24 protein-coding genes and 1 tRNA gene are annotated in these 25,176 nt (G+C 65.5%); 8 read left to right on the top strand and 17 right to left on the bottom strand.

Annotated elements, in window-relative coordinates; genetic code table 11:
* The first annotated feature begins 70 nt into the window (after nt 1-70).
* Entirely contained in the window at nt 71-613 is a 543-nt protein-coding gene (locus IEI94_RS09785; protein WP_191167124.1) for a hypothetical protein, read from the top strand.
* Nucleotides 614-698: 85 nt separating this feature from the next.
* On the opposite strand, the gene IEI94_RS09780 is transcribed toward IEI94_RS09785, so the two are convergent.
* The 8 genes from IEI94_RS09780 to bioB all read right to left on the bottom strand — a co-directional run bounded on the left by IEI94_RS09780 (nt 699) and on the right by bioB (nt 9,060).
* Nucleotides 699-1,115 carry a PRC-barrel domain-containing protein gene (locus IEI94_RS09780; RefSeq protein WP_191167123.1) on the bottom strand — a complete coding sequence of 139 codons (417 nt, stop codon included), beginning with the start codon at nt 1,113-1,115 and terminating at the stop codon, nt 699-701.
* Between the two features lie 157 nt (nt 1,116-1,272).
* Nucleotides 1,273-4,098, bottom strand: a complete 2,826-nt coding sequence (locus tag IEI94_RS09775; protein ID WP_191167122.1) for an EAL domain-containing protein — start codon at nt 4,096-4,098, stop codon at nt 1,273-1,275.
* 290 nt (nt 4,099-4,388) lie between these two features.
* Nucleotides 4,389-4,473, bottom strand: a tRNA-Leu gene (locus IEI94_RS09770).
* Nucleotides 4,474-4,538: 65 nt separating this feature from the next.
* Nucleotides 4,539-5,210 (bottom strand): dethiobiotin synthase, encoded by a 672-nt coding sequence (bioD, locus tag IEI94_RS09765; RefSeq protein ID WP_191167121.1) that lies wholly within the window; start codon nt 5,208-5,210, stop codon nt 4,539-4,541.
* Between the two features lie 9 nt (nt 5,211-5,219).
* Nucleotides 5,220-6,038: a methyltransferase domain-containing protein gene (locus tag IEI94_RS09760; protein ID WP_191167120.1), complete on the bottom strand. Its 819-nt coding sequence runs from the start codon at nt 6,036-6,038 to the stop codon at nt 5,220-5,222.
* Nucleotides 6,035-6,775 (bottom strand): alpha/beta fold hydrolase, encoded by a 741-nt coding sequence (locus IEI94_RS09755; RefSeq protein WP_191167119.1) that lies wholly within the window; start codon nt 6,773-6,775, stop codon nt 6,035-6,037. Before IEI94_RS09755 ends, IEI94_RS09760 begins: the two co-directional genes overlap by 4 nt.
* Nucleotides 6,772-7,962 carry an 8-amino-7-oxononanoate synthase gene (gene bioF, locus IEI94_RS09750; RefSeq protein WP_191167118.1) on the bottom strand — a complete coding sequence of 397 codons (1,191 nt, stop codon included), beginning with the start codon at nt 7,960-7,962 and terminating at the stop codon, nt 6,772-6,774. The genes IEI94_RS09755 and bioF overlap by 4 nt, the downstream gene beginning before the upstream one ends.
* Before the next feature lie 3 nt (nt 7,963-7,965).
* Complete coding sequence (gene bioB / locus IEI94_RS09745; RefSeq protein ID WP_191167117.1) at nt 7,966-9,060, bottom strand: biotin synthase BioB; 1,095 nt, start codon at nt 9,058-9,060, stop codon at nt 7,966-7,968.
* A gap of 78 nt (nt 9,061-9,138) precedes the next feature.
* Here bioB and IEI94_RS09740 point away from each other — a divergent pair, with 78 nt between their 5' ends.
* Nucleotides 9,139-9,852: a ComF family protein gene (locus IEI94_RS09740; protein WP_191167116.1), complete on the top strand. Its 714-nt coding sequence runs from the start codon at nt 9,139-9,141 to the stop codon at nt 9,850-9,852.
* Between the two features lie 328 nt (nt 9,853-10,180).
* Nucleotides 10,181-11,173: a serine/threonine protein kinase gene (locus IEI94_RS09735; RefSeq protein WP_191167115.1), complete on the top strand. Its 993-nt coding sequence runs from the start codon at nt 10,181-10,183 to the stop codon at nt 11,171-11,173.
* Here IEI94_RS09735 and IEI94_RS09730 read toward each other — a convergent pair.
* Nucleotides 11,167-11,742, bottom strand: coding sequence for a hypothetical protein (locus IEI94_RS09730; RefSeq protein ID WP_191167114.1), 576 nt, complete (start codon nt 11,740-11,742; stop codon nt 11,167-11,169). The genes IEI94_RS09735 and IEI94_RS09730 overlap by 7 nt on opposite strands.
* A gap of 263 nt (nt 11,743-12,005) precedes the next feature.
* Here IEI94_RS09730 and folE point away from each other — a divergent pair, with 263 nt between their 5' ends.
* From folE to IEI94_RS09710, 4 genes are all read left to right on the top strand, one after another.
* Nucleotides 12,006-12,563, top strand: a complete 558-nt coding sequence (gene folE, locus IEI94_RS09725) for a GTP cyclohydrolase I FolE (RefSeq protein WP_191167113.1) — start codon at nt 12,006-12,008, stop codon at nt 12,561-12,563.
* Nucleotides 12,564-12,625: 62 nt separating this feature from the next.
* Complete coding sequence (gene folX / locus IEI94_RS09720; RefSeq protein ID WP_191167112.1) at nt 12,626-13,036, top strand: dihydroneopterin triphosphate 2'-epimerase; 411 nt, start codon at nt 12,626-12,628, stop codon at nt 13,034-13,036.
* A gap of 86 nt (nt 13,037-13,122) precedes the next feature.
* Nucleotides 13,123-13,401, top strand: a complete 279-nt coding sequence (locus tag IEI94_RS09715) for a DUF4190 domain-containing protein (protein ID WP_191167111.1) — start codon at nt 13,123-13,125, stop codon at nt 13,399-13,401.
* A 107-nt stretch (nt 13,402-13,508) separates the two neighbouring features.
* Complete coding sequence (locus tag IEI94_RS09710) at nt 13,509-14,966, top strand: NAD-dependent succinate-semialdehyde dehydrogenase (RefSeq protein ID WP_191167110.1); 1,458 nt, start codon at nt 13,509-13,511, stop codon at nt 14,964-14,966.
* Between the two features lie 136 nt (nt 14,967-15,102).
* Here the strand turns inward: IEI94_RS09710 and purH are convergent, their stop codons facing one another.
* From purH to dsbD, 7 genes are all read right to left on the bottom strand, one after another.
* Nucleotides 15,103-16,686 carry a bifunctional phosphoribosylaminoimidazolecarboxamide formyltransferase/IMP cyclohydrolase gene (gene purH, locus IEI94_RS09705; protein WP_191167109.1) on the bottom strand — a complete coding sequence of 528 codons (1,584 nt, stop codon included), beginning with the start codon at nt 16,684-16,686 and terminating at the stop codon, nt 15,103-15,105.
* 80 nt (nt 16,687-16,766) lie between these two features.
* Nucleotides 16,767-17,111 (bottom strand): DNA-binding transcriptional regulator Fis, encoded by a 345-nt coding sequence (gene fis / locus IEI94_RS09700; RefSeq protein WP_191167108.1) that lies wholly within the window; start codon nt 17,109-17,111, stop codon nt 16,767-16,769.
* Nucleotides 17,108-18,148 (bottom strand): tRNA dihydrouridine synthase DusB, encoded by a 1,041-nt coding sequence (gene dusB / locus IEI94_RS09695; protein WP_191167107.1) that lies wholly within the window; start codon nt 18,146-18,148, stop codon nt 17,108-17,110. Before dusB ends, fis begins: the two co-directional genes overlap by 4 nt.
* Nucleotides 18,149-18,248: 100 nt before the next feature.
* Nucleotides 18,249-19,163, bottom strand: coding sequence for a 50S ribosomal protein L11 methyltransferase (gene prmA, locus IEI94_RS09690; protein WP_191167106.1), 915 nt, complete (start codon nt 19,161-19,163; stop codon nt 18,249-18,251).
* Between the two features lie 123 nt (nt 19,164-19,286).
* Nucleotides 19,287-20,627 carry an acetyl-CoA carboxylase biotin carboxylase subunit gene (gene accC / locus IEI94_RS09685; protein WP_191167105.1) on the bottom strand — a complete coding sequence of 447 codons (1,341 nt, stop codon included), beginning with the start codon at nt 20,625-20,627 and terminating at the stop codon, nt 19,287-19,289.
* Nucleotides 20,628-20,648: 21 nt separating this feature from the next.
* Nucleotides 20,649-21,116, bottom strand: a complete 468-nt coding sequence (accB, locus tag IEI94_RS09680) for an acetyl-CoA carboxylase biotin carboxyl carrier protein (RefSeq protein WP_191167104.1) — start codon at nt 21,114-21,116, stop codon at nt 20,649-20,651.
* 223 nt (nt 21,117-21,339) lie between these two features.
* Complete coding sequence (gene dsbD, locus IEI94_RS09675; RefSeq protein WP_318153385.1) at nt 21,340-23,193, bottom strand: protein-disulfide reductase DsbD; 1,854 nt, start codon at nt 23,191-23,193, stop codon at nt 21,340-21,342.
* A gap of 177 nt (nt 23,194-23,370) precedes the next feature.
* Here dsbD and IEI94_RS09670 point away from each other — a divergent pair, with 177 nt between their 5' ends.
* Entirely contained in the window at nt 23,371-24,507 is a 1,137-nt protein-coding gene (locus tag IEI94_RS09670; protein ID WP_191167103.1) for a DUF2333 family protein, read from the top strand.
* A 67-nt stretch (nt 24,508-24,574) separates the two neighbouring features.
* Here the strand turns inward: IEI94_RS09670 and ppa are convergent, their stop codons facing one another.
* Nucleotides 24,575-25,105, bottom strand: coding sequence for an inorganic diphosphatase (ppa, locus tag IEI94_RS09665; protein ID WP_191167102.1), 531 nt, complete (start codon nt 25,103-25,105; stop codon nt 24,575-24,577).
* Nucleotides 25,106-25,176: the final 71 nt, after the last annotated feature.

The raw sequence follows: 25,176 nt of genomic DNA, 5'->3' as shown, positions 1-25,176 counted from the left end.
TCTTGACACTGCTTGGCGGCGAGATGCGCTACAACTCAAGGTGATAATAACTATACCTTGGGGGGAGCACATGAACATTGATGGGGAACGCTTGCTGCTAGGTATTGTGCTGTGGGGGGCGGCGGCGCTGTCGGCTCCCATTGCCACGATGATGATATTACAGTTTGGCGGACTGCCAGCGCTGGGAGTGGGAGCGTTGAGCGTGACGCTGTTTGGTGCCGCATTGTTGTGTACCCACATCAATCAGCAGCTCGATGAGCTGGGGCTGGAGGATGAGCTCTCCGATGAGGAGTGGGAGGCGCATTTCGCCGAGGAGCCGCTGCAGTGTAGTGGCCTGCGGGTGTTGAGGATCGGGGAGGGCAGCCCGTTGAAGGGGCATATCAGCGAGCGCTCGGTGATTCTCAAGATCAATGGGGTGTGCCCGGCCACCGCGGACGAAGCCAACCACGCGCTGGTAGAGGGGCGCAATGAAATCGAGTGGATGGGCAGTAATCGTAAACCCTTGATGGCTCATATCACCACGCACGGTCATGAGCACGACCTGCTGGCGCAGTTCGAGCAGCTGAATCCACGCCCCGCGCCGCAGGGGGCGGCTGAAGCGCCGGCCGGCTAACCCTCCCCAGCACACAAACGGCAAGCGCATGAGCGCTTGCCGTAAGTTGCCGTGATTCGCGGTGCATACCGTTGCGTGCTGCGAATCAGTCGCTCTCGTACTCGTCGGCTTCCTCGAGGGCGTCGCGGGTAGCGTTGACGTGCACCACGTAGTCGTCGTCTTCCTGGGTCAGCTCGACGCTCTCCCACTCGATAGCGACATCCTTCTCGCCGATGCCCAGGAACCCGCCGACGCCAACGATCAGGGCCACGATCTGGCCATCTTCGTCCAGCAGCAGGTTGTCGATACTGCCGATCTCCTCGTCTTCGGCGGTGCTCCTCACCTCCTTGTCGGTCAGCTCGCTGGCATGCAGGGTGCTACCCGGCTGATCGGCCAGGAAGGTGGCATCGACGCCGGCATGGTCGGGTTCGTCGACGTGGTCATCGGCCAGCGCGCTGCCCGCGGCTAACGCCAGGGCGGGGGCCAGGGTGATGCTCAGCAGAAAAGGCTTCATCGGTTTCATCACTTGCTCCTTGTGCATCGTCTAATGAAGTGCTGCCGCTCCTGATCCAGAAGCGACGCTTTCATCATGCAAAGCAGGGCAGCGAGGTTCGATAACCCATGTTAGACAACGCTGAAGCAATACCCACGCTTACCATGGTGGTGTCTGGGAAGGGTGTTCAGCGCTCGCGAATCAGCGCAGAGGTGAGCCAGTGTGCGGCGAAGGCGTCGGCACTGAGCGGTTTGCCGAAGTGGTAGCCCTGAGCCTGCTGACAGCCCATGGCAAGCAGTGCCTGGGCCTGTTCGGCGGTCTCCACGCCCTCGGCCACGGTGTCCATCTGCAGGTTACGGGCCATGGCGATAATGGTAGTGACGATGGCGTGATCGTTGTCGTCTTCCAGCATATCGGCAACGAAGGACATGTCGATCTTGATCTTGTCGGCGGCAAAGCGTTTGAGATAGGAGAGCGACGAGTAGCCGGTGCCGAAATCGTCGATAGAGAGTCCATAGCCCAGCGACTTGAGCGCCTCGGTGATGGCAACGGCCTGGTCGGGGTCGCTCATGAAGCCGCTTTCGGTGAGCTCCAGGCCGAGCTGTGAGGCGCTAACGCTGTGCTCGGCGCAGCTACGTTGCAGAGTGGCGATCAGCTGGTGGTCGTCGAACTGGCGCGAGGCGACGTTGATGGCGAGCTGACCGGGCATTTCGAATCCGCTGTGCTTCCAGGCGGCGAGTTGCCGGCAGGTGGCGTTGATGACCCAGTTGCCGAGCGCCACGATCATGCCGCGCTCCTCGGCCAGCGGAATGAATTCGGCGGGACTTATTGCGCCGAGTTCCGGGTCGTTCCATCGACATAGCACCTCGGCGCCAACCAGGCGACCGCTGGCCAGGTCGACCTGCGGCTGGAAATTCAGGCTGAGCGAGCCATTCAGCAGGGCGCCGGCCAAGCGCTTGGCCATGTCGAGCCGCGAGGCGAGAGCTGCTTCCATGTGGGCCTCGAAGAAGCGGTAGGGCACATCCTGCTGCTTGGCTTGGTACATGGCGATGTCGCTATACTTGAGCAGTTCGCGGGGGCTGCCTGCATCGTCGGGGTAGAAGGCGATGCCGATGCTGACATCGACTTCGAAGGCTTGTTCGTCAATCTGCAGCGGTGCGTCCAGCGAGCGCAGCAGACGCGAGGCGGTATGCGTGATGCTGTACATGTCGCCGGGATCGACCAGCACCACGAACTCGTCGCCCCCCAGTCGGGCCAGATATTCGTTGTCGAGCAGTGCGCCAGAGAAACTGTTGGCCACTGCTGCCAGGACCTTGTCGCCGATGTCGTGGCCTAGGCTGTCGTTGATGTCCTTGAAGCGATTGAGATCGAGCAGCATCAGTCCAACTCGCGTGCCGTCGGCGCGCGCCACGGCACTCTGCAGGCGCTGCATGAAAGCGGTCCGATTGGGCAGGCCAGTGCCGAGATCGCGGTAGGCGAGGCGGCGGATGTGCGCCTCGTCTTCCTGGCGCTCGAGTTCGGCGGCGACCCCGGCGGCGAAGATCTGCAAAACGCTGGTGACCAGCTCGGTATCGTGCAGCGGCCGGGCGAACATTACGCCGATCAGTCCGACAGGCTGGCCAGCCGAGTTGTCCAGGCGCCGGCCGGCGTAGGCGCGTACCCAGCTGAGCGCCTCGCGACCCTCCAATGGCAGGCGCTTGCCAGCGTCGTCGTGCACGATGCTCTCGGCCTCGATCACGACATCCTCGCAGGGTGCACCGGGCAGGGTGTAGCTGAAGTTGGGCTGACGCTCACCGTCGATCACGATGGTCAGGGTGTGAGCGCGGTTCGGGTCGGCGTCGTCGAGGCGGGCGATAAAGGCCAGCTCGGCATCCAGCGCCTCGGCCATATGGTGGGTCAACTGGTCGAGAAACTCCGCGCCGCTGCGTGCCGAGACCGCCGTTGCGATCTGGAGCACGGCGCGTTGGACGCGCTGCTGCTCGAGTCGCTGGCGCAGGACATCGATGCCGAATGCCAGGTTGTCGGCCAGCTCGGATAGCAGCTGCCCCTCCTCGTCGCTGATCGGTTCGGTGTGCGGCTGGTAGAGCGCGAGGATGCCAAATACCTGGCCCCCACGTTTTAGCGGCAGGCAGACCAAGCTGCGGAAACCTTGCTGCATCGCCATGCCGCGCCAGTGGACGAAGCTCGGGTCGTTGGCCAGGTCATTGATGATTACTGGCTTGCCGCTACGCACTGCCCTGCCTGCCGGACCGAGACCGTTGCGATGATCTGTTGACCAACTCAGGGTGATGTGGTCGAGATAGCCTTGAACGTTACCCGCGGAGGCTCGGGGCTCGATGCGGCGTGTCTCGTCATGCATGGCGTAGCCCACCCAGGCCATACAGTAGCCGCCGACCTCGACGGCCAGTTGGCAAATGGCCTCCAGCAGCTGGGGCTCCTGTTCGGTATGGATCAGCGCCTCGTTGCAGCGACTGAGCAGCTTGAGCGCACGGTTGGTGCCCAGCAGCCGTCCGCGGTGAAGCAGTTCACTCTCCCGACGGGCTAGCTCTGTCCCGGCGTGTGCCGCGGTGATGCGCATGACCTCCTCGGCGTGGCGCGAGGTGTCGATGGGCCGCGAGTGCATGGCAGCGACCAGTCCCAGCGGGCGTCCGTCGGGCGCGTACATCGGCACGCCGAGATAGGCCTCGACGTTGAGCTCGACAAGGAGAGGGTCGTCAGGGAACCGCGCGCAGACATCATGCGCAAAGTGACAGGCCGCATGGCCGCTGACCCGCTCGCAAGGGGTGCCAGTCAGCGGATAGCGGGTATTCGCGATCAGCCGGTCGAGGGCCCACAGCGCTAGCGTGGTCGCATGCTCGCCGTCCTCTTCGACTCTGGCAACCATGACATAATCAACCCCGAGGATATCGCTCAGCGCGGCCACCAGCTGATCGAAGAAGGCGTCGTCGGTTGCCTTCGACAGGCTGTCGGCCAGGCGACGAAAGACGTCATGGGTTGTCACCAGGTCATTCAATCGCGTGATCCTCCGAACGCTGAACGTTGTTATCGATAGAGTGTTATCGGCGCCATCGGTAATGAACTTGAGCGCACCCGTGCGCCCGGCTAACGATCAGTATCACTATGCCACGCCATTTCATGAATGTGTCAGTGCCAAGGCCTTGATATGCCGCTGCTTGGCGTGACGCTTGTTTAGTGCGTTGCGTTATATCAGGCGGGGCGTTAGCGGCGGGGAAGTGAGTCGCGAAGTTGGGGGGAAGCGTTAAACGCTCGGGGGCGAGCACTGCAAGGGCGTCACTGCCGAATTGGTGCGGATGGGGAGACTTGAACTCCCACGCCCGAAGGCACCAGAACCTAAATCTGGCGTGTCTACCAATTCCACCACATCCGCATTCGTTACAGCAGCGTGCTCCAAGCCGCCCATATTCTACGGATGGATATAAGCAAGTCAATGCGTTATTCCGGCAGTCGTAAAAAGTGGGCCACTGCGTCGGCACAAGGCCTCTCCAGGTAGGGCACTTGGCCCAGGCAGGGTGCGTCCAGGTGCTGGGCCAGGGAGTTCAGATTCGCGGTGGCCTCGTCCATCTGCGGCTCGATCTGGTTGGCGACCCAGCCGGCCACCTCGACCCCGTCACGCCGGATGGCCTCTAGAGTGAGTCGGGCGTGGTTGATCGCGCCCAGGCGCACCCCGACCACCACAATCACCGGTAGCCGCAATAGTCCGGCGAGGCCAGCGAGATCCTCGTGGTCGTTGAGTGGTACCCGCCAGCCACCGGCCCCCTCGATCAGCGTCAGATCGCGGGCTTCGGCGAGTCGTGTGGTTAACCACTCACCCAGGTTGGCGAGTCCGAGGCTTACGCCTTCGCGCTGTGCGGCCAGGTGCGGGGCGATGGCCGGAGCGAAGGCGTAGGGATTGACCTGGGCATAGGCTGTCGTGGGGCTGGAGCCTGCCTGCAGGGTCAGCGCATCGCGGTTGCGCAGACCGTCCGATGTCATCTCGCAGCCGGAGGCAACGGGCTTCAGGCCCAGGGTACTGAGACCTTGGCGGCGCGCTAGCGCCAGCAACCCGCTGGTGATCAAGGTCTTGCCGGCGTCGGTATCGGTGCCGGTAACGAAGTAGGCGGACATTGCGTCTCCTCAATCGCGGCTGAGGTCGAGGGTCAGTAGCTGGTAGGTCACCGGCAGGCCCTGGGGCTCGCGCAGTGCCTCATGGCGCTGCCGCGCTCGGGCCAGGTCGCCGCGGGTGAGGCGGGCGCCGGGGCGGGCGGTCTGGGCGCCGACGCCCTTGATGGACGCCATCACGGTGGCCAGGTCAGGGTAGTGGAAGCGCCACTCGCTCTGATTCACCTGGGGACGCTGAAACCCGGCCAGGCGTGCCGCGATCAGGTGGCGGTCACGACTGCGCAGCGGCAGCAGGGCCGCCGGCGCGCCGGGGCGCGACCAGGCGTGGCCGATCTCCGCCAGGGTGCCAGGGGCGAGGGTGTTGATCAGGGCGCGGCCGCCCGGGCGCAGCACCCGATGCACTTCGGTCAGCACCCGGGTCAGGTCCGGGCACCACTGAATGGCCAGGTTGGAGACCACCAGGTCCAGGCTGGCATCGGCCAGCGGCAGGTCGGCGGCATCGCCACACAGCCAGTGCAGGCCGGGCTTATTGGCGTGGGTGCGTCGGGCGGCGTCGAGCATGCCGGGGGCGATGTCGAGGCCGAGAACGGAGCAGTCTGTGGCGTAGCGCTCGGCCAGACGGGCGCTCCAGTGGCCCGGGCCACAGCCCAGATCGAGCACCCGGCTGGCGCGGGTTGGCAGGCGGGCCCAGAGGGGCTTCGCCATGGCCTGCTGGGCACTGGCCAGCCGCGCATAGTCGTCGGCGGCGCGGGAGAAGGCCCGGGCGACACGGCGCTGCCAGTCAACCGGCGACGCCGGGGCGGTGGGGCAACGCAAGCTGGACGATGCGCTCATGGACAGGAGACCTCGGCGTGGCGCCCATGGCGCTGCTTGAGCACGCGGGCCATCTCGCTCAGGGCCCCGGCCAGCGCCGCCGGACGAGAGAGCATCGGGCAGTGGCCGGCGTGATCGAGAACCCTGTCGGCGTCGGCAATGGCCGCCGGGGCCAGCAGCGGGTCTCGGGCGCCGGTCAGACGGGCCACCGGGCTCGCACCATGTGTCGGGTCGGTCGAGAGTTCGAGTCTTGCCAGCCACTCCAGGCCTGCGGCCAGGGTGGCGGGGTCTGGTGGCGGACCTTCGTCAAGCAGGGTGCATAGCTGCCGATGGGCATCCCGGGGGCGGGGCTCTCCGCCGAGCTGCCAGCGCTGGAAGTGGGCCAGGGTGGCGTCGGGAGCGCGGGCAAAGGCGCGTCGAAAGGCAGCGAGCTCCGCGGTGGTAACGCCACCTGGGGTACAGAAGCTCGTGCCGGTTCCTAGCTGTATCAGACCCCGCGGCGGAGGCAGGTACGTCAGCAGCGCACCGGCCAGCAGGCCGCCCAGGGACCATCCCACCCAGATTGCCTCAGTGGGCAGCTCCGCCGCCATGGCATCGGCCAGTTCGGCCAGGCTAGCGGGTGTCGCTAGCGGGGAGCGGGTCCCATAGCCGGGCCAGTCCGGGGTCGAGACACTGACCCCGGCGCGCCAATGATCGGCCAACGGCTGCCAGATCCGCGCATCGACGCCCCAGCCGGAGAGCAGCACCAGCCGTGTCATGGGGTCGCCTCCTCGGCATTTGCGACCCGCTCATGGCCAGCGGCTTCCGCGGCCTGGCAGTTCGCCAGCCCCGCGAGCAGGGCTTCCAGGTCATCATCGCCATGAGCAGCGCAGAGTGTGATGCGCAGCCGGGCCTGGCCACGGGGCACGGTGGGTTCGCGGATGGCGCCGACCTGCAGGCCCCGCTCGGCCAGCCGTTCGGCCCAGGCCATCACCCGCCGACTGTCTCCCAGCACCAGTGGCTGGATCGGCGAAGGGCTCTCTACCAGCGGCAGGCCCAAGTCTGACGCCTCGGCGCGAAAGCGTGCGATCAGGTGGTGCAGCCGGCTGCGCCGCTCGGGCTCGTCGGCAAGCAGCTCGAGCGCCTTGAGGGTGGCCGCCGCAACCCCGGGTGGCTGGGCGGTGGTGTAGACATAGGGGCGGGCGAACTGGATCAGATGCTCGATCAGTTCGGCACTGCCTGCCACGAAGGCGCCGCCGGTGCCCAGCGCCTTGCCCAGGGTGCCGACCAGTATCGGCACGTCGTCGAGCCCGTGGGCGCGGCCTACGCAGCCGTCGCCGTGGTCACCGAGTACGCCGAGGCCGTGGGCGTCGTCGATCATCAGCCAGGCGCCGTGGTGACGGGAGATCGCGGCGAGGCCGGCAATATCGGCCACGTCGCCGTCCATGCTGAAGACGCCGTCGCTGACCACCAATCTGGGGGCAGCGGCCGGTGCGCGACCCAGCAGGCGGTCGAGGTCGCACAGGTCGCGGTGGTGAAAGCGCCGCGAGGGCGCCCCGGAGAGCGCCGCACCGTCGAGCAGCGACGCGTGGTTGAGGCGGTCCTGAAAGACCCGAGTCTCAGGGTCGCAGAGCGCCTGGAGGGCGCCGAGATTGGCCATGTAACCAGTGGAGAAGAGCAGCGCACGGGGGCGTCCGGTGAGCGCGGCCAGTCGACACTCGAGCGCTTCGTGGACGTCCAGGTGGCCATTGACCAGATGCGATGCCCGGGCACCGGCACCGAATCGGCGAGCGCCGGCAGCCATGGCTTCGGCCAGCCGCGGATCGCTGGCCAGGCCCAGATAGTCGTTGCCGGCAAAGTCACGCACCCCACGGGCGGGCCGCCAGGTGCGGCGCTGCCGCCACAGGCCGCCAGCCCGCCGCGCCTGGGCCCGCTCAGCGAGCCGCGAAGGCCAGTCGGCGCTCATGGCTCAGGCGCCACTGGCGTCGTAGGCCAGCTCGCCGGCACGGGTGGCGGCGTGGCGCGTCGCCTGACGGGCCAGATCGGCCTCGACGTCGGCCTCCACTCTCTCCTGCAGCTGGACATCGTCGGTACAGGTTTCACGGCGCTCGGGGTGTAACCCCAGCTTGTCGAACAGTGCCCGGTCGCGCTCTGCCTGAGGGTTGGCGGTGGTCAGCAGCCGCTCGCCGTAGAAAATGGAGTTGGCGCCGGCCAGGAAGGCCAGAGCCTGGGTGGACTCGTTCATCTGCTCGCGGCCGGCGGAGAGGCGCACGTGACTCTCCGGCATCAGGATGCGGGCCACGGCGATGGCGCGGATGAATTCGATGGGATCGAGATCCTCCACATCTTGGAGAGGCGTGCCCGGCACCTTGACCAGCATGTTGATGGGCACCGACTCGGGGTGCGGCGCCAGGCGCGCCAGCTGCTGGAGCAGGGCGGCACGGTCGCGGGGCGCCTCGCCCATGCCCAGGATGCCGCCGGCGCACACCTTCATGCCCGCCTCGCGCACGTGGCCCAGGGTTTCCAGGCGGTCGGCATAGCTGCGGGTGGTGATGATCTCGCCGTAATACTCCGGCGAGGTGTCCAGATTGTGGTTGTAGTAGTCGAGCCCTGCCTCGGCCAGTCGCTCAGCCTGGTTGCCGTCCACCATGCCCAGGGTCATGCAGGTCTCGAGTCCCAATGCCTTGACCCGTTTGACCATCTCCAGCACCACCGTGAGATCCTTCTCCTGCGGGCTCTTCCAGGCCGCCCCCATGCAGAAGCGGCTGGCGCCGGCCTCCTGGGCGGCCTTGGCCTGTTCCACGACCTTCTCGATCTCGAGCAGCTTCTCCTTGCCCAACCCGGTGTTGTAGTGGCCCGACTGCGGGCAGTACTTGCAGTCCTCGGGGCAGGCGCCGGTCTTGATCGAGAGCAGGGTGGAGACCTGCACGGCGTTGGCATCGAAGTGAGTGCGGTGTACTTGCTGGGCGCGGAACAGCAGGTCGTTGAAGGGCAGGGCGAATAGCGCCTGGATCTCGTCGAGGGTCCAGTCGTGGCGCACGGCAGCATCGGTAGCTAAGGTCATTGGAGAGATCCGCAGGACTGATAGGTCAGTCAACAATGTTGGGTATGGACGTTAACGACGATGATAGGGACTGTGCCGATGCTGTCAACTCGGTGTTTTGGAAAAGTTGACGAGGTGCTGCGCGAGGCGCTCCCAGGGCGCTGTCACTTCTGCCTGGCGCCGGTCGCGTCGGACGCTCCCTGGTGCGAGGCGTGTCTGGTGGCGTTGCCGTGGAATCTCCCGGCCTGCCCACGCTGCGCCGAACCGCTGCCGCCGCTGACCCCGGCAGGGATGCCCTGCGGTGCCTGCCTGACTCAGCCGCCGCGCTACGCTCGGGCGCGGGTGGCGCTGCGCTATGCCGACGAGGTCGCGCTGTTGATCCAGGGGTTCAAATTCTCCGCCTCGCCACGGGCCGGGGCCGTGCTGCTGGCCCTGCTCGAGTATCAGCTGCGTGGAGTGGAGCGCTTGCCTGAGGTGCTGGTGGCGGTCCCGTTGCATCCGCGGCGTGCCCGCCAGCGCGGTTTCGATCAGGTCGCCTGGCTCGCCGAGCGGCTGGCCCGGCGCCTTGCGCTGCCGCTGGTCAAGGCGCGTCGGCTGCGCCATACGCCGACCCAGGTGGGGCTCAGCCGGCGGGCGCGGCAGGCCAACCTGAAGGGGGCCTTTGCGGTCGATCAGCCGCTGCCAGGGCACATCGCCATACTCGACGACATCATCACCACCGGGGCGACCTGCGAAGCGCTGGCCCAGGCCTGCGTGGCGCAGGGGGCGTCGCTGATCGAGGTATGGGCGGTAGCGCGCACGCCGCGGGAGTAAGGGGGAGGCCTGGCGACCTCCACTACCTCAAAGCGAGGGACGCCGGGGGCAGGTCCTAGAGGGGGTTCTGCGCCATGGGTGAGGAGCACTGCTCCGAACGGGCTGGCCATGGATGGCCAGCACTGGCCCTGCAAGCGAAGCAGGATGCGAGAGCGCAGCAGGGCGCAGGTAGCGCCCAGGGATGGGTTTACAGCGCCCCCTCGAAGGCCTGCCGACGGATCAGTCCCGAGCGGTGCTGCTACCTGCAATAGCTTGTAGGCGAGTGCTGTTTCGGCATATGTGGCCGGCGACTGCTAAGATGCCAGGCTTTACGCTTCAGGAGCCGAGCATGGCGGATACCCCTCACCCCTTCGAACGGCTCAGCCCGGCACGCATCGTGGCGGCCGTCGAGTCGCTGGGTTTTTGGCTGCCGGGCGAGCCCTTCGCCCTCAACAGCTACGAGAATCGGGTGTTTCTGCTCAGCGACGACGAACGACGGCGCTGGGTGGCCAAGTTCTATCGTCCCGGGCGCTGGAGTGATGCCCAGATTCAGGAAGAGCACGACTTCCTGCTCGAGCTGGCCGAAGCCGAGGTGCCGGTGGCGGCGCCCTGGCAGAATGCCGAAGGGCAGACGCTGCACCACTGGGAAGGCTTTCGCCTGACGCTGTTTCCCCAGGTGCCGGGGCAGGCGCCGGAGCTGGAGAATCCCGAGCACCTGTTTGCACTGGGTGAGCTGATCGGCCGAGTGCATGCGGTCGGGGCTCGTCGTGACTTCACCAGCCGCCTGAGCCTGGATCCGCTGAGCATGGTCGAGGAGAGTCGCGCCACGGTATTGGCCGGCCCCTGGCTGACGCGTCGCCAGCGGGATGCCTATGCGCGCATCAGCGGCGAGCTGCAGCAGTTGCTGAAACAGCATGCGTGGCCGGCGCAGTCGGCCATCCGCCTGCACGGCGACTGTCATCTAGGCAATATGCTGGGGCGGGACGCCACCTTCAGCCTGGTCGATTTCGACGATGCACTGATGGGGCCACGGATTCAGGACCTGTGGATGCTGCTCACCGCCCAGACCCCCGAAGAGCTGCAGTGGCAGCTCTCGGAGATACTCGAAGGGTATGAGCAGGAGGCAGACTTCCCGCGCGGCGAACTGTCACTGATCGAGCCGCTGCGTACGCTGCGGCTGTTGCGCCACAGCGCCTGGCTCACTGCGCGCTGGGAAGATCCGGCGTTTCCGCGTGCCTTCCCCTGGGCCGCCGAGGAGGGCTACTGGGATCAGCATATTCGCAGCCTGGAGCAGCAGCGCCAGGCGCTGGAGCAGCACCCACGCTGGCTGGCGGCTCACTGATCGTCGGGGTCGGGGCGTTCGGCGGGTACCGGGTTGGCGACGCCTTCGCCGTTGGCCTGACGGCGGCGCTCATTGATCTGCGCCGAAGGGTTCTCCTGGGCCTCGAGGTCGAGCTCACTGCGCAGGCGCAGCTGGAAGACGTCCCCTGGGAGCAGTTCGGCGCGCCGGCAGTCGCTGCCGCTCCCTTCTACACAGGCCGGCACGCCGGTATTGCCGTCGAGATCCTCGGCGCTGGCCGAGAATTCGCCGCTGAAGATCTCACGCTCGTCAGCGGTCGCTTCAATGCAGGTCAGGGTCGAGGCGCTCAGGCGGATGTGCTCGCCGTTGAGCCGTGCGTCGGCGGTGATCAGGCAGTGGTTGGGCAGGTCATATTCGCCACTGGCGGCTCTGGTCGGCTTGAGCAGGACATCGGCCTGGCTGGTGGTGCTCTGATCGAGGGTCAGGGTGTCGATCACTTCGACGCTGACGGTGGCGCCGGCGGGCAGCGACAGGGTGCCGGCCTGGGCCGTCAGCGGCAGGCTCATGGCGATGGCGAACAGGGTCAGTGCGGCGCGCGTAGGCTTGATCATTCCCGGTAAACTCGCTTGGACTCGTGCAGGGTGGCGTGAGTTTATCACAGCGTCGGGCGACAGCAGCCTGGCAAGGCGTGACATGATGTCACTCTGGTCTGGTCGGCGCAGCTCTGCTGCTCGACGGGGGTGGTGGCAGGGCTTAGAATTGTAGCGCGACTCACTACAACATTGTACAAAACATAATTCCTGTATATATTTTGTATATCACAGGACAGCGTCACCCCTCGGCGTAGAGGGTGAACCAGCAAATAGGCCCCCTCATGAACGAAGAGCTCGCCAATCATTATCGTCAGATTATCGCTGGACTCGGGGAAGACCCCCAGCGCGAAGGCTTGCGCGATACGCCCAAGCGGGCCGCCAAGGCCATGCAGTTCTTGACCCGCGGCTATCACCAGTCATTGGAAGAGCTGATCAATGGGGCCGTCTTCAAGTCAGAGACCGACGAGATGGTGCTGGTCAAGGACATCGAGCTCTATTCGATGTGCGAGCATCACCTGCTGCCTTTTATTGGCAAGTGCCACATCGCCTACCTGCCCAACGGCCGCGTACTGGGGTTGTCCAAGTTTGCACGTATCGTCGATATGTATGCGCGACGTATGCAGATCCAGGAAAACCTGACCAAGCAGATTGCCGAGGCAGTGCTTCAGGTGACCGAGGCGCGTGGTGTGGCGGTGGTCATCGAAGCCAAGCACATGTGCATGATGATGCGTGGGGTCGAGAAACAGAACTCGAGCATGACCAGTTCGGTGATGCTCGGTGCCTTCCGCGACAATCAGCCGACCCGTCAGGAGTTTCTTACCCTGGTCAACGCACGCTGAATCGCCACCAGGATATCCTGTAGCGCTGACCACCGATTGCATCCGGCCGAGGAGGCCCGCCCATGCCACTGCACGCGCTTGACGATCAGCATCTTGATCACGATCTGGCGACCATCCGAATCAAGAACTTACGGTTGCGCACCCATATTGGCATCAAGGAAGACGAGATCAAGAACCGTCAGGATGTGGTGATCAATGCCACCATCCGCTATCGCGCGGCACGCGCGGTGCAGTTCAACCATATCGATCAAGCGCTCAACTACCGCACCATCACCAAGCATGTCATCGCCCACGTCGAGGGGCATCGCTTTCTGCTGCTGGAGCGAATGACCCGTGAGGTGCTGGATATCATCATGTCCTACGAGCAGGTACTGACCGCGCAGGTCGAAATCGACAAGCCCCATGCCCTGCGCTTTGCCGATTCGGTATCGATCACGCTGTCGGATACGCGTGAGACCCGCCATACTGGCTGAGCTCGGCGCGAGTCACTGAGGCGGGGTTGGTTTCCGGGGGCGAGTCGGCTTAGCATGGGGAGATACAGACGCCTGGAGATGCTGGCTTGTCACACGCCGAAACCCCCGCCGAGTCCCATCCGCCACGCAAGCGCTATGCCGGCTTTGCGGTAGCGGCCATCATTACCGCCTTCGTGGCGCTGTTCTTCGAAGGGCGTGTGCCGCCGCTGAATATCGCTGCCGCGGTGCTGGCCCTGATCGGGCTGCGCCAGATCCGCCGTGATCCACTACGCTATAAGGGGCGAGCTTTCTGCTGGCTGGCGGTGGCCTTGGCCATTGTCGTCGCGACGCTTGCGGCGCTGGTCGAACCTTCCCTGTCGCCATGATTCCCTTCATGCTGTGATCCACCCCCGCGGCCAGAATTTTCGTGGCGATAATTTCGCATCATCCCCGTGCGCTGTCGACGCAGCGCAGTGATGGAAAGGAGAACATCATGTCATCCCTGCAAGACAGTCCACTATTTCGTCCCTTCGCCTACATCGACGGCAGCTGGGTTGCCGCCGATAGCGGTGAGCAGATCGACGTCGTCAATCCGGCCAACGGCGAGACCATCGGTCGTGTGCCGCGGCTGGGGCGTGCCGAAACCGAGCGGGCGATTACTGCCGCCGAGGCTGCGTTTCCGGCCTGGCGCTCGCTGACCGCGCTCGAGCGTGCCGATATCCTGATGAAGTGGCACGACCTGATGCACGAGCATCAGCAGGAGTTGGCCACCATCATGACCCTGGAGCAGGGCAAGCCGCTCAAGGAAGCTGCCGGTGAGATCGCCTACGCAGCGAGCTTCCTGCGCTGGTTTGCCGAAGAGGCGCGGCGCATCTACGGTGAGACGATCCCCGCTGCCAGCGCCAACCAGCGGGTGGTGGTCACCAAGCAGCCGGTGGGCGTGGTGGGGGCCATCACGCCGTGGAACTTCCCGGCGGCAATGATCACCCGCAAGGCCGGCGCGGCGCTGGCCGCGGGCTGCCCGATCGTGGTCAAGCCGGCCAGCCAGACGCCGTTCTCGGCAACAGCGCTGGCGCTGCTCGCCGAGCGTGCCGGGGTGCCGCGCGGCGTCTTCAACGTGGTGCCGGGGCGCGCCTCGGAGATCGCCGCGGCGCTCACTGAATCACCGGTGGTGCGCAAGATCACCTTTACCGGTTCAACTGAGGTGGGGCGCACGCTGATGGCGCAGGCGGCCCAGCATATCCAGAAGATCTCGCTGGAGCTGGGCGGCAATGCGCCGTTCATCGTGTTCGAGGATGCCGATCTCGACGCCGCGGTGGACGGTGCCATGGCGGCCAAGTTCCGCAATGCCGGTCAGACCTGCGTGTGCACCAACCGCTTCCTGGTGCAGTCGAGCGTGGTCAATGCCTTCTGCGAGAAGTTGGCGGTGGCCATGCACAGTGAGCTGCATGTCGGCGACGGTACCGAAGACGGTATCAATATCGGCCCGCTGATCGACCATAACGCCGTCGACAAGGTCAGCGACCATGTCCACGACGCGGTGGATCACGGCGCCGAGCTGCTGCTGGGTGGCAACCCGCACCCGCTGGGTGGCAACTTCTTCACCCCGACGCTGATCAGCGCCGCCAACCACAGTATGAAGGTTGCCCGCGAAGAGACCTTCGGGCCGCTGGCGGCGGTGTTCCCCTTCGATGATGAAGAGGACGCCATCACCATGGCCAATGCCACCGAGTTCGGCCTGGCGGCCTACTTCTACTCCCGCGACCTGGGGCGGGTCTGGCGGGTGGCAGAGGCGCTGGAGTACGGCATGGTGGGCATCAACACCGGCCTGATCTCCAACCCGGCGACACCGTTCGGCGGGGTCAAGGCCTCGGGCCTGGGCCGCGAAGGCGGGCGCCAGGGGCTCGAGGAGTTCGTCGAGACCAAGTATCTGTGTATTGATCTGGGCTGACCGGGCTTCGCCCGGAGCTGGAAGCCATAGTTCATAAGCTTTAAGAACAGAAAACCCCATTGGCCTAGGCCAATGGGGTTTTCTAATAAGTACTGTTCGAGAAAACCGCTGGGCGATGGTCCAGCGTTCAATTACCTCAGTGCTTGAAGTGGCGCATGCCGGTGAAAACCATGGCAATCCCCGCCTCGTTGGCGGCGTCGATCACTTCCTGGTCACGCATCGAGCCGCCGGGCTGGATCACTGCGGTAATTCCCGCGGCGGCAGCGGCGTCGATACCGTCGCGGAACGGGAAGAAGGCATCGCTCGCCATCACCGAGCCGGGCACCGAGAAGCCCTCGTCGGCGGCCTTGATGCCGGCAATGCGGGCCGAGTAGACGCGGCTCATCTGCCCGGCGCCGACGCCTACGGTCTGGCCCTCCTTGGCGTAGACAATGGCGTTGGATTTGACGTACTTGGCGACCTTCCAGGCGAACGCCAGGTCGCGCAGCTCCTGTTCGCTAGGCACCCGCTCGCTGACTACCTTGAGCTCGTCGCGGCCGACCATGCCCAGGTCGCGATCCTGTACCAGCAGGCCGCCGGTGACGCGCTTGAAATCGTGAGCATGCTCGCGCTCGCCGGGCCAGTGCTCACCGACGTCGAGCAGGCGCACATTGGCCTTCTCGGCGACGATGGCGCGGGCCTCTTCGCTGACCCCCGGGGCGATGATCACCTCGACGAATTGGCGGTCGATGATGGCGCGCGCGGTGTCGGCATCCAGCGCAACATTGAAGGCAATGATGCCGCCGAAGGCACTGGTGGGGTCGGTGGCGAAGGCCTTGTCGTAGGCCTCGCCGGGACTTGCGCCCACCGCCACGCCGCAGGGGTTGGCGTGCTTGACGATCACGCAGGCGGTGTCGGTGAAAGCCTTGACGCACTCGAAGGCGGCATCGGTATCGGCGACATTGTTGAACGACAGTGCCTTGCCCTGCAGCTGGGTGGCGGTGGCCACGCTGGCTTCGCTGGCGTCGGCTTCGACGTAGAAGGCCGCGTTCTGGTGCGGGTTCTCGCCGTAGCGCATGCTCTGCTTCTTGTGGAACTGCAGGTTGTAGGTGCGTGGGAAGCCATCCTCGCTACCGGGCACCCGGCTACCCAGGTAGTCGGCGATGGCGGCGTCATAGCCGGCGGTATGCTCGAAGGCGCGTACCGCCAGATCGAAGCGCGTCGCCTCGCTCACGGCGCCACGCTGGGCGGCCAGCTCGCCGAGCACCCGCGAATAATCGCCGGCATCGACCACGATGGTGGTATGGGCGTGGTTCTTGGCGCAGGCGCGAACCATGGTCGGGCCGCCGATATCGATGTTCTCGATGGCGTCCTCGAGGCTGCAGTCCGGCTTGGCCACGGTCTCGGTGAAGGGGTAGAGGTTGACCACCACCATGTCGATGGGGTCGATGCCGTGTTCGGCCATGACGGCATCATCCTGGCCGCGGCGGCCGAGAATGCCGCCGTGGATCTTGGGATGAAGGGTCTTGACCCGGCCGTCCATGATCTCCGGAAAGCCGGTATGGGCAGAGACTTCGGTGACCGCGATGCCGTTCTCCTGGAGCAGACGGAAGGTGCCGCCGGTGGAGAGTAGCTCGACGCCGTGTTCGCTTAGCCCGCGGGCAAAATCGACGATACCGGTCTTGTCGGAGACGCTGAGCAGGGCGCGGCGAACGGGAAGCGAGGAGGCGGATTGGGCCATGTCGTTACTCTCGAAGTAGTGAGTCGAAAAGTGATGAGGCGATAAACACCAAGGGAGCCGTGTACGGCTCCCTTGGTGTGTCAGATCAGGTCGTACTGCTTGAGCTTCTTGCGCAGCGTGCCGCGGTTGAGACCCAGCATGTCGGCGGCACGGGTCTGGTTGCCGTCAACATGGTCCATCACCGCGGTAAGCAGCGGCGCCTCGACCTCCGCCAGCACCATGGCATAGAGGTCGGTGACCGATTCGCCGTCGAGGTGCGCGAAGTAGCGTCGCATGGCGACGTCGACCGCTTCACGCAGCGGACGATCGGTAGGGGTGGCCGACAGCGCAGGTTCGTCATCGCCGGGCAGTGCCGCTGCGAGGTCCAGGGTCTCCTGGGTCGCAGCCATCAGAGCGCTGGGTTGTGTGGGTTGCCTGCTGGTCATGCTGCACTGATTCCCTTCGACGTCATTGGCCGCATGTCGGCGGGATGACGAAACAGTTGATCCACGAAGTGTTGCTGTGCCTGGGGACTCTCCAGGCCGTTGAAACGTGCGCGTAGCGTCTTGACGGCGTCGGGGTCCGGCGCATGCCGGGCCAGATACCAGCCGAGGTGCTTGCGTGCAATGCGCACGCCCATGTGCTCGCCGTAAAACGCATGCAGGGTGGCGAGGTGGTCGAGCATCACCTCGCGGCGCTGCGTGGTGCTAGGAGCGGCGAGTCGCTGGCCGTGACTCAAGTAGTGGTCGATCTCGGCGAAAAGCCAGGGATTGCCCTGGGCGCCACGACCGACCATCACTGCATCCGCACCAGTATAGTCGAGGACGCGGGCAGCTTTCTCAGGAGAGTCGATATCGCCGTTAGCGAATACTGGAATCGACACCGCGGCCTTGATCGCGGCGATGGTGTCGTACTCGGCGTAGCCGCTGTAGCGCTGCTCGCGGGTGCGGCCGTGGACGGCCAGGGCTTGAATGCCGGCGTCCTCGGCGAGTCGGGCGATGCGTTCGCCGTTGCGGCTGGCGTCGCACCAGCCGGTGCGAATCTTCAGCGTGACCGGCACGTCCACGGCAGCGACTACGGCATCGAGAATCTCGGCCACCAGGCGCTCGTCGCGAAGCAGTGCCGAGCCAGCGGCCTTGTTGCACACCTTCTTGGCCGGACAGCCCATATTGATGTCGATGATCTCGGCGCCCTGATCGGCATTCAGGCGGGCGGCCTCGGCCAGCATGGCAGCGTCACCGCCGGCGATCTGCACCGCGCGGGGGCCAGGCTCACCGGCGTGATCCATGCGCAGTCGCGACTTGCGGGTGTGCCATAGGCTGGGATCCGAGGTGACCATCTCGCCCACCACCAGCCCAGCCCCCAGCCGCCGACAGAGCTGCCGGAAGGGGCGGTCGGTGACACCGGCCATGGGGGCCAGGATCACGCGGTTGGGCAGGCGGTGGCGGCCGATGGACGGCAGCGCCGAGGCGTCAAGAGGCATCAAGGCTCGTCGATGAATCGTTATCAAGGGGGGCATATCATACCCACCGCCTGGCCGCGGGTGAAGGTGGACATTCAGCCAGCCTGAGACGAAAGGGCAATCAGCCCGGGCGCTGGCCGCTTAGTCGCACCCAGCCCTCACGAATCGACGGCTCGTCCATGATCATGCCCTGGGCGCGATAGGCGTCGAGCACCTCGTCGGCCTGCTGGGCGAGGATCCCCGACAGCGCCAGGCGTCCGCCGGGTGCGACATGGCCGGCGATCATGGCAGCCAGTTCGACCAGCGGGCCGGCCAGGATATTGGCGACGACCACGTCGAAGGCCCGTCCGTCGTCGAGCTGCTCGGGGTAGTGCAGCGCCAGGGCCGCATCGTCCACGCCATTGCGTGCGGCATTGTCGCGGCTGGCGGTAAGCGCCTGGGGGTCGATATCGGTGCCCACCGCGTTGGCAGCACCGAGCTTGAGCGCGGCGATGGCCAGGATGCCTGAACCGCAGCCGACGTCGAGCAACTCGCGGCCATCGAGCTCGCCGGCCACTGCCAGCTCGTCGAGCCACGCCAGGCAGAGTGCCGTGGTGGGGTGGGTGCCGGTGCCGAAGGCCAGGCCGGGGTCGAGCAGCAGGTTGACGGCCTCGGGATCCGGTGCGGCATGCCAGCTGGGCACGATCCAGAGGCGTTGACCCATCTGCAGCGGAGTGAAGCCGTCCATCCACTCGCGCTCCCAATCGCGGTCGGCGAGCAGTTCGACTTCAATCTCCGGACACGGCTCGTCAGGCTGTTCGACCGCCCATGCCTGGCGGACTCGCTCGAGCATCGCCTCGACGCCCTCCAGGTCGTCGTAGAGGCCGGTGAGCACTGTCTCGTTCCATAGCGGGGTGGTGCCGCGGTCGGGTTCGAATACCGGATCGTCATGGGCGTCCTGCAGGGTGATGGCGCTGGCACCTTCATCGAGCAGCAGTTCCTCGAGACGTTCGGCGTGCTCGGGTGGGGTATGGGCCTTGAGTTGCAGCCAGGGCATCAATGGGGCTCCTGTGGCGGGTAACCAACGATAGCGGGGCGGCCAGTGGCCGCCCCGCTGGGCTTCGTACGATAATTGCCTGCGCTCGCCGACTTTACGTACGAAGCCTGGGCTACCCGGTGGTTACTGGGCGAGCTTTTTCTCGAGATAGTGGATATTCACTCCACCCTGCTGGAAGTAGCTGTCGCGCACCAGGTCCTTCTGCAGGTCGATATTGGTCTTGATGCCTTCCACCAGCAGCTCATCGAGGGCGATGCGCATGCGCGTCAGAGCGATTTCGCGATCGGCGCCCCAGGTGATCAGCTTGCCGATCAGCGAGTCGTAGTAGGGCGGCACCGTATAACCGGTATAGAGATGCGAGTCCATGCGCACCCCGAGTCCGCCGGGTGCGTGGTAGAGCGAGACCTTGCCGGGTGACGGCATGAAGGTGCGTGCGTCCTCGGCGTTGATCCGGCACTCGAATGCATGGCCGCTGAGCTGCACGTCGTCCTGGGTGATCGACAGCGGCATGCCGGCGGCGATGCGCAGCTGCTCCTTGACGATGTCCACGCCGGTGACCATTTCGGTGACCGGGTGCTCGACCTGCACCCGGGTGTTCATCTCGATAAAGAAGAACTGGCCATTCTCGTACAGGAACTCGAAGGTGCCGGCGCCGCGGTAGTTGATGGTCAGGCAGGCGTCGGTGCAGGCCTTGAGCACCCGTGCGCGGGCCTCGGGGTCGAGATGCGGCGCGGGGGCCTCCTCGAGAACCTTCTGGTGGCGGCGCTGCAGCGAACAGTCGCGATCATAGAGATGCACGGCGTTGCCCTGGCCATCGGCCAGTACCTGCACCTCGACGTGGCGCGGCTGCTCGAGAAACTTCTCCATGTAGACGGTGCCGTCGCCGAAGGCCGAGTTGGCCTCGTTCTGGGTCACGCTGATCGACGACAGCAGGTGAGCTTCGCTGTGCACCACGCGCATGCCGCGACCACCGCCGCCGGAGGCCGCCTTGATGATCACCGGATAGCCGATGCGCCGGGCGATGGCCAGCGCCTGCTGGGGGTCCTCCGGTACCGGGCCGTCGGAGCCCGGCACGGTGGGTACGCCGGCCTTCTTCATGGCCTCGATGGCGCTGACCTTGTCACCCATCAGGCGGATCGTTTCGGCGCGCGGGCCGATGAAGACGAAGCCCGAGCGTTCGACCTGCTCGGCAAAGTTGGCATTCTCGGAGAGAAAGCCGTAGCCGGGATGTATCGCGCTGGCGTCGGTGACTTCGGCGGCGCTGATCAGCGCCGGGATATTGAGGTAGGAGAGGGTCGATGAGGCCGGGCCGATGCAGACCGCTTCGTCGGCCAGTCGCACATGCATCAACTCGCGATCAGCCTTGGAATGGACCGCTACGGTCTTGATGCCCAGCTCCTTGCAGGCACGCAGAATGCGCAGGGCGATCTCGCCGCGATTGGCGATGAGTACCTTGTCCAACATGATGGTTACGCCCCTTGGAGGTTAGCTGATGATGAGCATCGGCTGGTCGAACTCGACCGGCTCACCGTCCTCGACCAGGATGGCTTCGATGATGCCGTCCTTGTCGGCTTCGATCTGGTTCATCATCTTCATGGCCTCGACGATGCATACCGGGTCGCCTTTCTTGACACTCTGGCCAACTTCCACGAACGCCTTGGCGCCGGGGGCCGGGGCGCGGTAGAAGGTGCCGACCATGGGCGAGGCAACGGCATGGCCGTCGGGCTGTGTCGGGACGCTGCTCTCTTCGGCGACCGGTGCGGCAGGCTGGGGCGCTGGCTGAGGTGCGTAGCCGTTGGGTGGCATCGCATACTGCGGCACGCTGTTCTGATAGAGGGCGCCATTGGGATGACGGCTGATGCGGACCGACTCTTCGCCTTCCTGAATTTCAATTTCGCTGATGTTGGACTCTTCCAGCAGCTCGATCAGCTTCTTGACCTTGCGAATATCCATGAATCTGTCTCGATCAGAGGTGGGGTAGCGGGGTTATGGGGTCGGCAGGTGACGCTGTCAACCTGCGCTGACTTTGTCCAGATGACGGCACGATGGTGAAAAATATCGTGATATAGGCCATTAAATACAGTGTTCGCGAAGTGTGCCGAAAAAAATCAGGCTTGTCCAGCGCGCCGCGGTGATGGCCGCCGAAGCCGGCAATTAAACGGATGTTTGACGACGATCACGTCGTGGTGGCGCGCTGCTGCTCGAGCCAGCCGAGCAGCTGTTCGAGGTGGTTGGCGAAGTCGCGACGCCCGACCTCGCCGAGAATGCGCGCATCGCGTAGTTCCTGCTCGCCGTCGAAGAACAGCAGGCTGGGGGGGCCGAACAGGCCGAAATGATCGAGCAGCTCACGGCTCTCGGCGCTGGTCTCGGTAACGTCGATCTGAATGCGCTGGAAGCTGGCCAGCTGATCCGCTGCACTGGGATAAACGCTGCGCTCCATCTGCTTGCAGGAAATGCACCAGTCGGCGGTGACATCGACGAACACCGGCTGCCCCTGCTGGCTGGCATCGGCCAGCGCCGCCTGGAAGTCCTCCAGACGGGTCACACTGACCGGTGTCGGCAACTCGACCCCGCCCTGCTCGGCCATGGCGCCTGGCGCCATGGCCAGCGGGCGCAGCGGGTCCTGGGCACCGCGGGCGGCGCCCAGGACCAGCGCGACACCCCAGATCAGCAGCATCAGACCGGCACCTTGGCGCAGCTGTGGCCAGCCGCGCGGGGCGTCGAGGCGCAGCGCGCCAAGGGCCAAGGCGGTGCCAATGGCAAGGCCAGCCCACAGCAGCAGCGCCACTGCCGGTGGCAGCAGGCGTTCGATCAGCCAGATCGCGACCCCCAGGAGCAGTATGCCGAAGGCGATCTTGACGCCGTTCATCCATACCCCGGTGCGTGGCATCAAGGTGGTGCCGAAGGTACCCACCAGCAGTAGCGGAATGCCCATGCCCAGCGCCAGCGCCAGCAGCGCGGCGCCGCCCAGCAGGGCGTCGCCGGTGGTGGAGATGAACACCAGTGCGCCGGCCAGCGGCGCCGACACGCAGGGCGACACCACCAGCACCGAGAGTGCGCCGGCCAGGGCCAGGCCGGGGGGGCCGCTACGCTGGGCGCGGGCCTGCCAGGCGTCGACTCGACTGGCCAGGCGCGGCGACATGCGCAGATTGAAGGCGCCGAGCATGGCCAGTGCGAAAACCACGAACAGTGCACTGAAGGCGATCAGCACCGGTGCCGACTGGAGCCGCGCTTGCAGGTTGAGGCCGGCACCGAACAGCCCCATCAGCACCCCGACCGCCGCATAGGTAGCGGCCATGCCGGCCACGTAGCTGGCCGAGAGCACGAAGGCGCGTCCGCGGCTGGGGTTCTGGCCGACGATGATCGACGACAGGATCGGCACCATTGGCAGTACGCAGGGGGTGAAGGTCAGCCCCAGACCGGCGAGGAAGAACAGTCCCACCATCAGCAACGGGCTGGCGCCGGCCAGCAGGGCGTTGAAACGGCCGTCCGCGCTCTGAAGGTTGGGGGCGCCTGTGCTGCCGCCAGCGTCGCCGCCGCCTGCCTGAGCATTGGCATATACCCCCGGCGGTGAGCCCGGCATCGCCTCAAGGGTAACGCGCTCGGGCGGATAGCAGAGTCCGGCATCGGCGCAGCCCTGGAAGGTCAGCGCCAGCGGCAGCGACTCGGGCAGATCGCCTTCCAGGGGAATCTCCAGCACCACCGGCTCGTAGAAGACGTAGACATCGCCGAAGAACTCATCGCTGTGAGCCTCGCCGGGGGGAATGACGGGGTCGCCGAAGGTAACCCCTTCATCGAGGCTCTCGACCTCGAAGCGGTGGCGATAGAGGTAGTAGTCGTCGGCGCTCTGCATGCCCACATAAAGGGTGTCGTCGTCCCGCCATGCGCTGGCCTCGAAGGCCTCGTGTACCGGCAGGAAATCGCGATCGGACGACCCGGAGAACCACTGTGCATGGGCGAGCGCCGGCAGCAACAGCAGGAGCCAGACGAAGGCGGTGCGAAGAGCGAGAGCGGCGAAGCGCGAGATCACAGAGCTTATCCTTAACGCGTGGGCTGGCTGGGTCGACACGTCGCCTGCCGAAGCCCTGGTCCCTTGGGTGGGTTCGATGGCGTTCGGCGAGGCGACCACATGCTAGGATAACCCAAGTAGGGGCGGGCGTTCATTGCGCTGCGGCCATTTGTCCACTTGGATCAAGGAAGCGATGCCATGTCACTGCTGGGAAGACGCAAGGCGGCGAGCGACGCGCGCCGTCGTGAGCTAGAACGCCCCGACTATGGGTGGATCTGGAAGCCGTTGCTGGCGCTGCTACTGATCTACCTGCTGGTCACCCTGGCGTTGGGGATCTGGTGGAGCCGCGAGCCGCCGCCGTTCGATGTCGAGCAGGCCACCGGCCAGCAGCGTCAGGCCCTCGAAGGTGATCAGTCAGGACTCCCCGGGGCGCGTGGCACGGTGGCCAGCGCAACCCTCAAGCAGGTGGTCGATACCTTGACCGACAAGCCCGGCGGCTATCTGCGCAACGATATCGCCCCGCCCGGCGTATGGCTCGACAACATGCCCAATTGGGAGCTCGGCGTGCTGCGCCAGTCGCGGGACTTTTCCGCCGCCATGGTGGGGTTGGCCGGCGGTGAAAACGCGCATCTCGAGGAGGCCGAGCGACGGCTGCAGGTGGGCAGCCGCGACTGGCTCTATCCCTCCGCCGAGCAGCGTTTCAGCCAGGCCTCCCAGGCGCTGGCGGCGTATCTGAGCGAGCTGGGTGAGGATGGCGCCGACGGCTTCGTGACCCATGGCGAGCAGCTGGGCGATTGGCTCGAGCGTGTCGAGGCGCGGCTGGATGATCTCACCCGTCGCCTCTCGGCCAGCATTGGCGAGCGCGACGCCAGTCGTGAGCTGGGCATCGACGCCGATGAGCGTCCCGAGGCCACGCCCTGGTACCGCGTCGACGATATCTTCTTCGAGGCGCGTGGTAGCGGCTGGGCGCTGCTGCACTTCCTGCGCGGCGTGGAACGCGACTATGCCGACCTGCTCGAGGCCGCCGAGGCCCGCGCTGACTGGCAGCAGCTGATTGCCGAGCTGGAAATGACCCAGCGGCGGATCTGGAGCCCGGTGATCCTCAACGGTTCGGGGTTTGGACTCTTCGCCAACCACTCGCTGGTGATGGCCAACTATACCGTGCGTGCGCGGGACCTGGCCGGCTCGCTGGCATCGAGGGTGGCGGCGGTTGAGGTCACTGAGGTGCACCAGGCCGAAGAGGAGCAGGCCGTCGAGCCGCCGGTGGAGGAGGTGGCGGACGACGACGAGGCCGATGAGGCAGAAGAGCTCGATGACGCCGAGAGCGAATCGTGAAATAACCCGTCATGAAACGCCAGCGGGCCGCCCAAGGGGCGGCCCGCTGACGTTCTGCTTCCGCGGTTCAGGCCTTGGCGTAGGCCGCCGCGGCCTTTTCGATCGCTGAGCGAGCCGCCTCGGCGCCTTCCCAGGACTCGACCTTGACCCACTTGCCCTTCTCGAGATCCTTGTAGTTCTCGAAGAAGTGAGCGATCTGCTGGCGCAGCAGCTCGGGGAGATCGGTGACCTCATGCACGTCGTCGTAAAGAGCGGAGAGTTTCTGGTGCGGTACGCACACCAACTTGGCGTCCTCGCCGGCCTCGTCCGTCATGTTGAGCACGCCCACCGGCCGTGCGCGAATCACGCTGCCTGGCTGGACCGGGTAGGGCGTGACGACCAGAGCATCGAGGGCGTCGCCGTCGTCGGCCAGGGTGTCGGGAATAAAGCCGTAGTTGGCCGGGTAGAACATCGGCGTGGCCATGAACCGGTCGACCAGCAGCGCATCCATGTCCTTATCGATCTCGTACTTGATCGGCGCGTGATTGGCAGGCACTTCGATGACGACGTAGACGTCGTTGGGGAGGTCCTTGCCGGCGGGGATCTTGTCGAAACTCATGGTGCAGTCCTTTCTTGACGTAGGGGGAATGCTGGGTGCTGGCGTTGGCCAGGACGCTGGCATTTATTGCA

The organism is Halomonas sp. ML-15 (assembly GCF_014779595.1).
Classification (GTDB): Bacteria; Pseudomonadota; Gammaproteobacteria; order Pseudomonadales; family Halomonadaceae; genus Franzmannia.
This window is presented reverse-complemented; position numbering and strand designations above follow the sequence as displayed.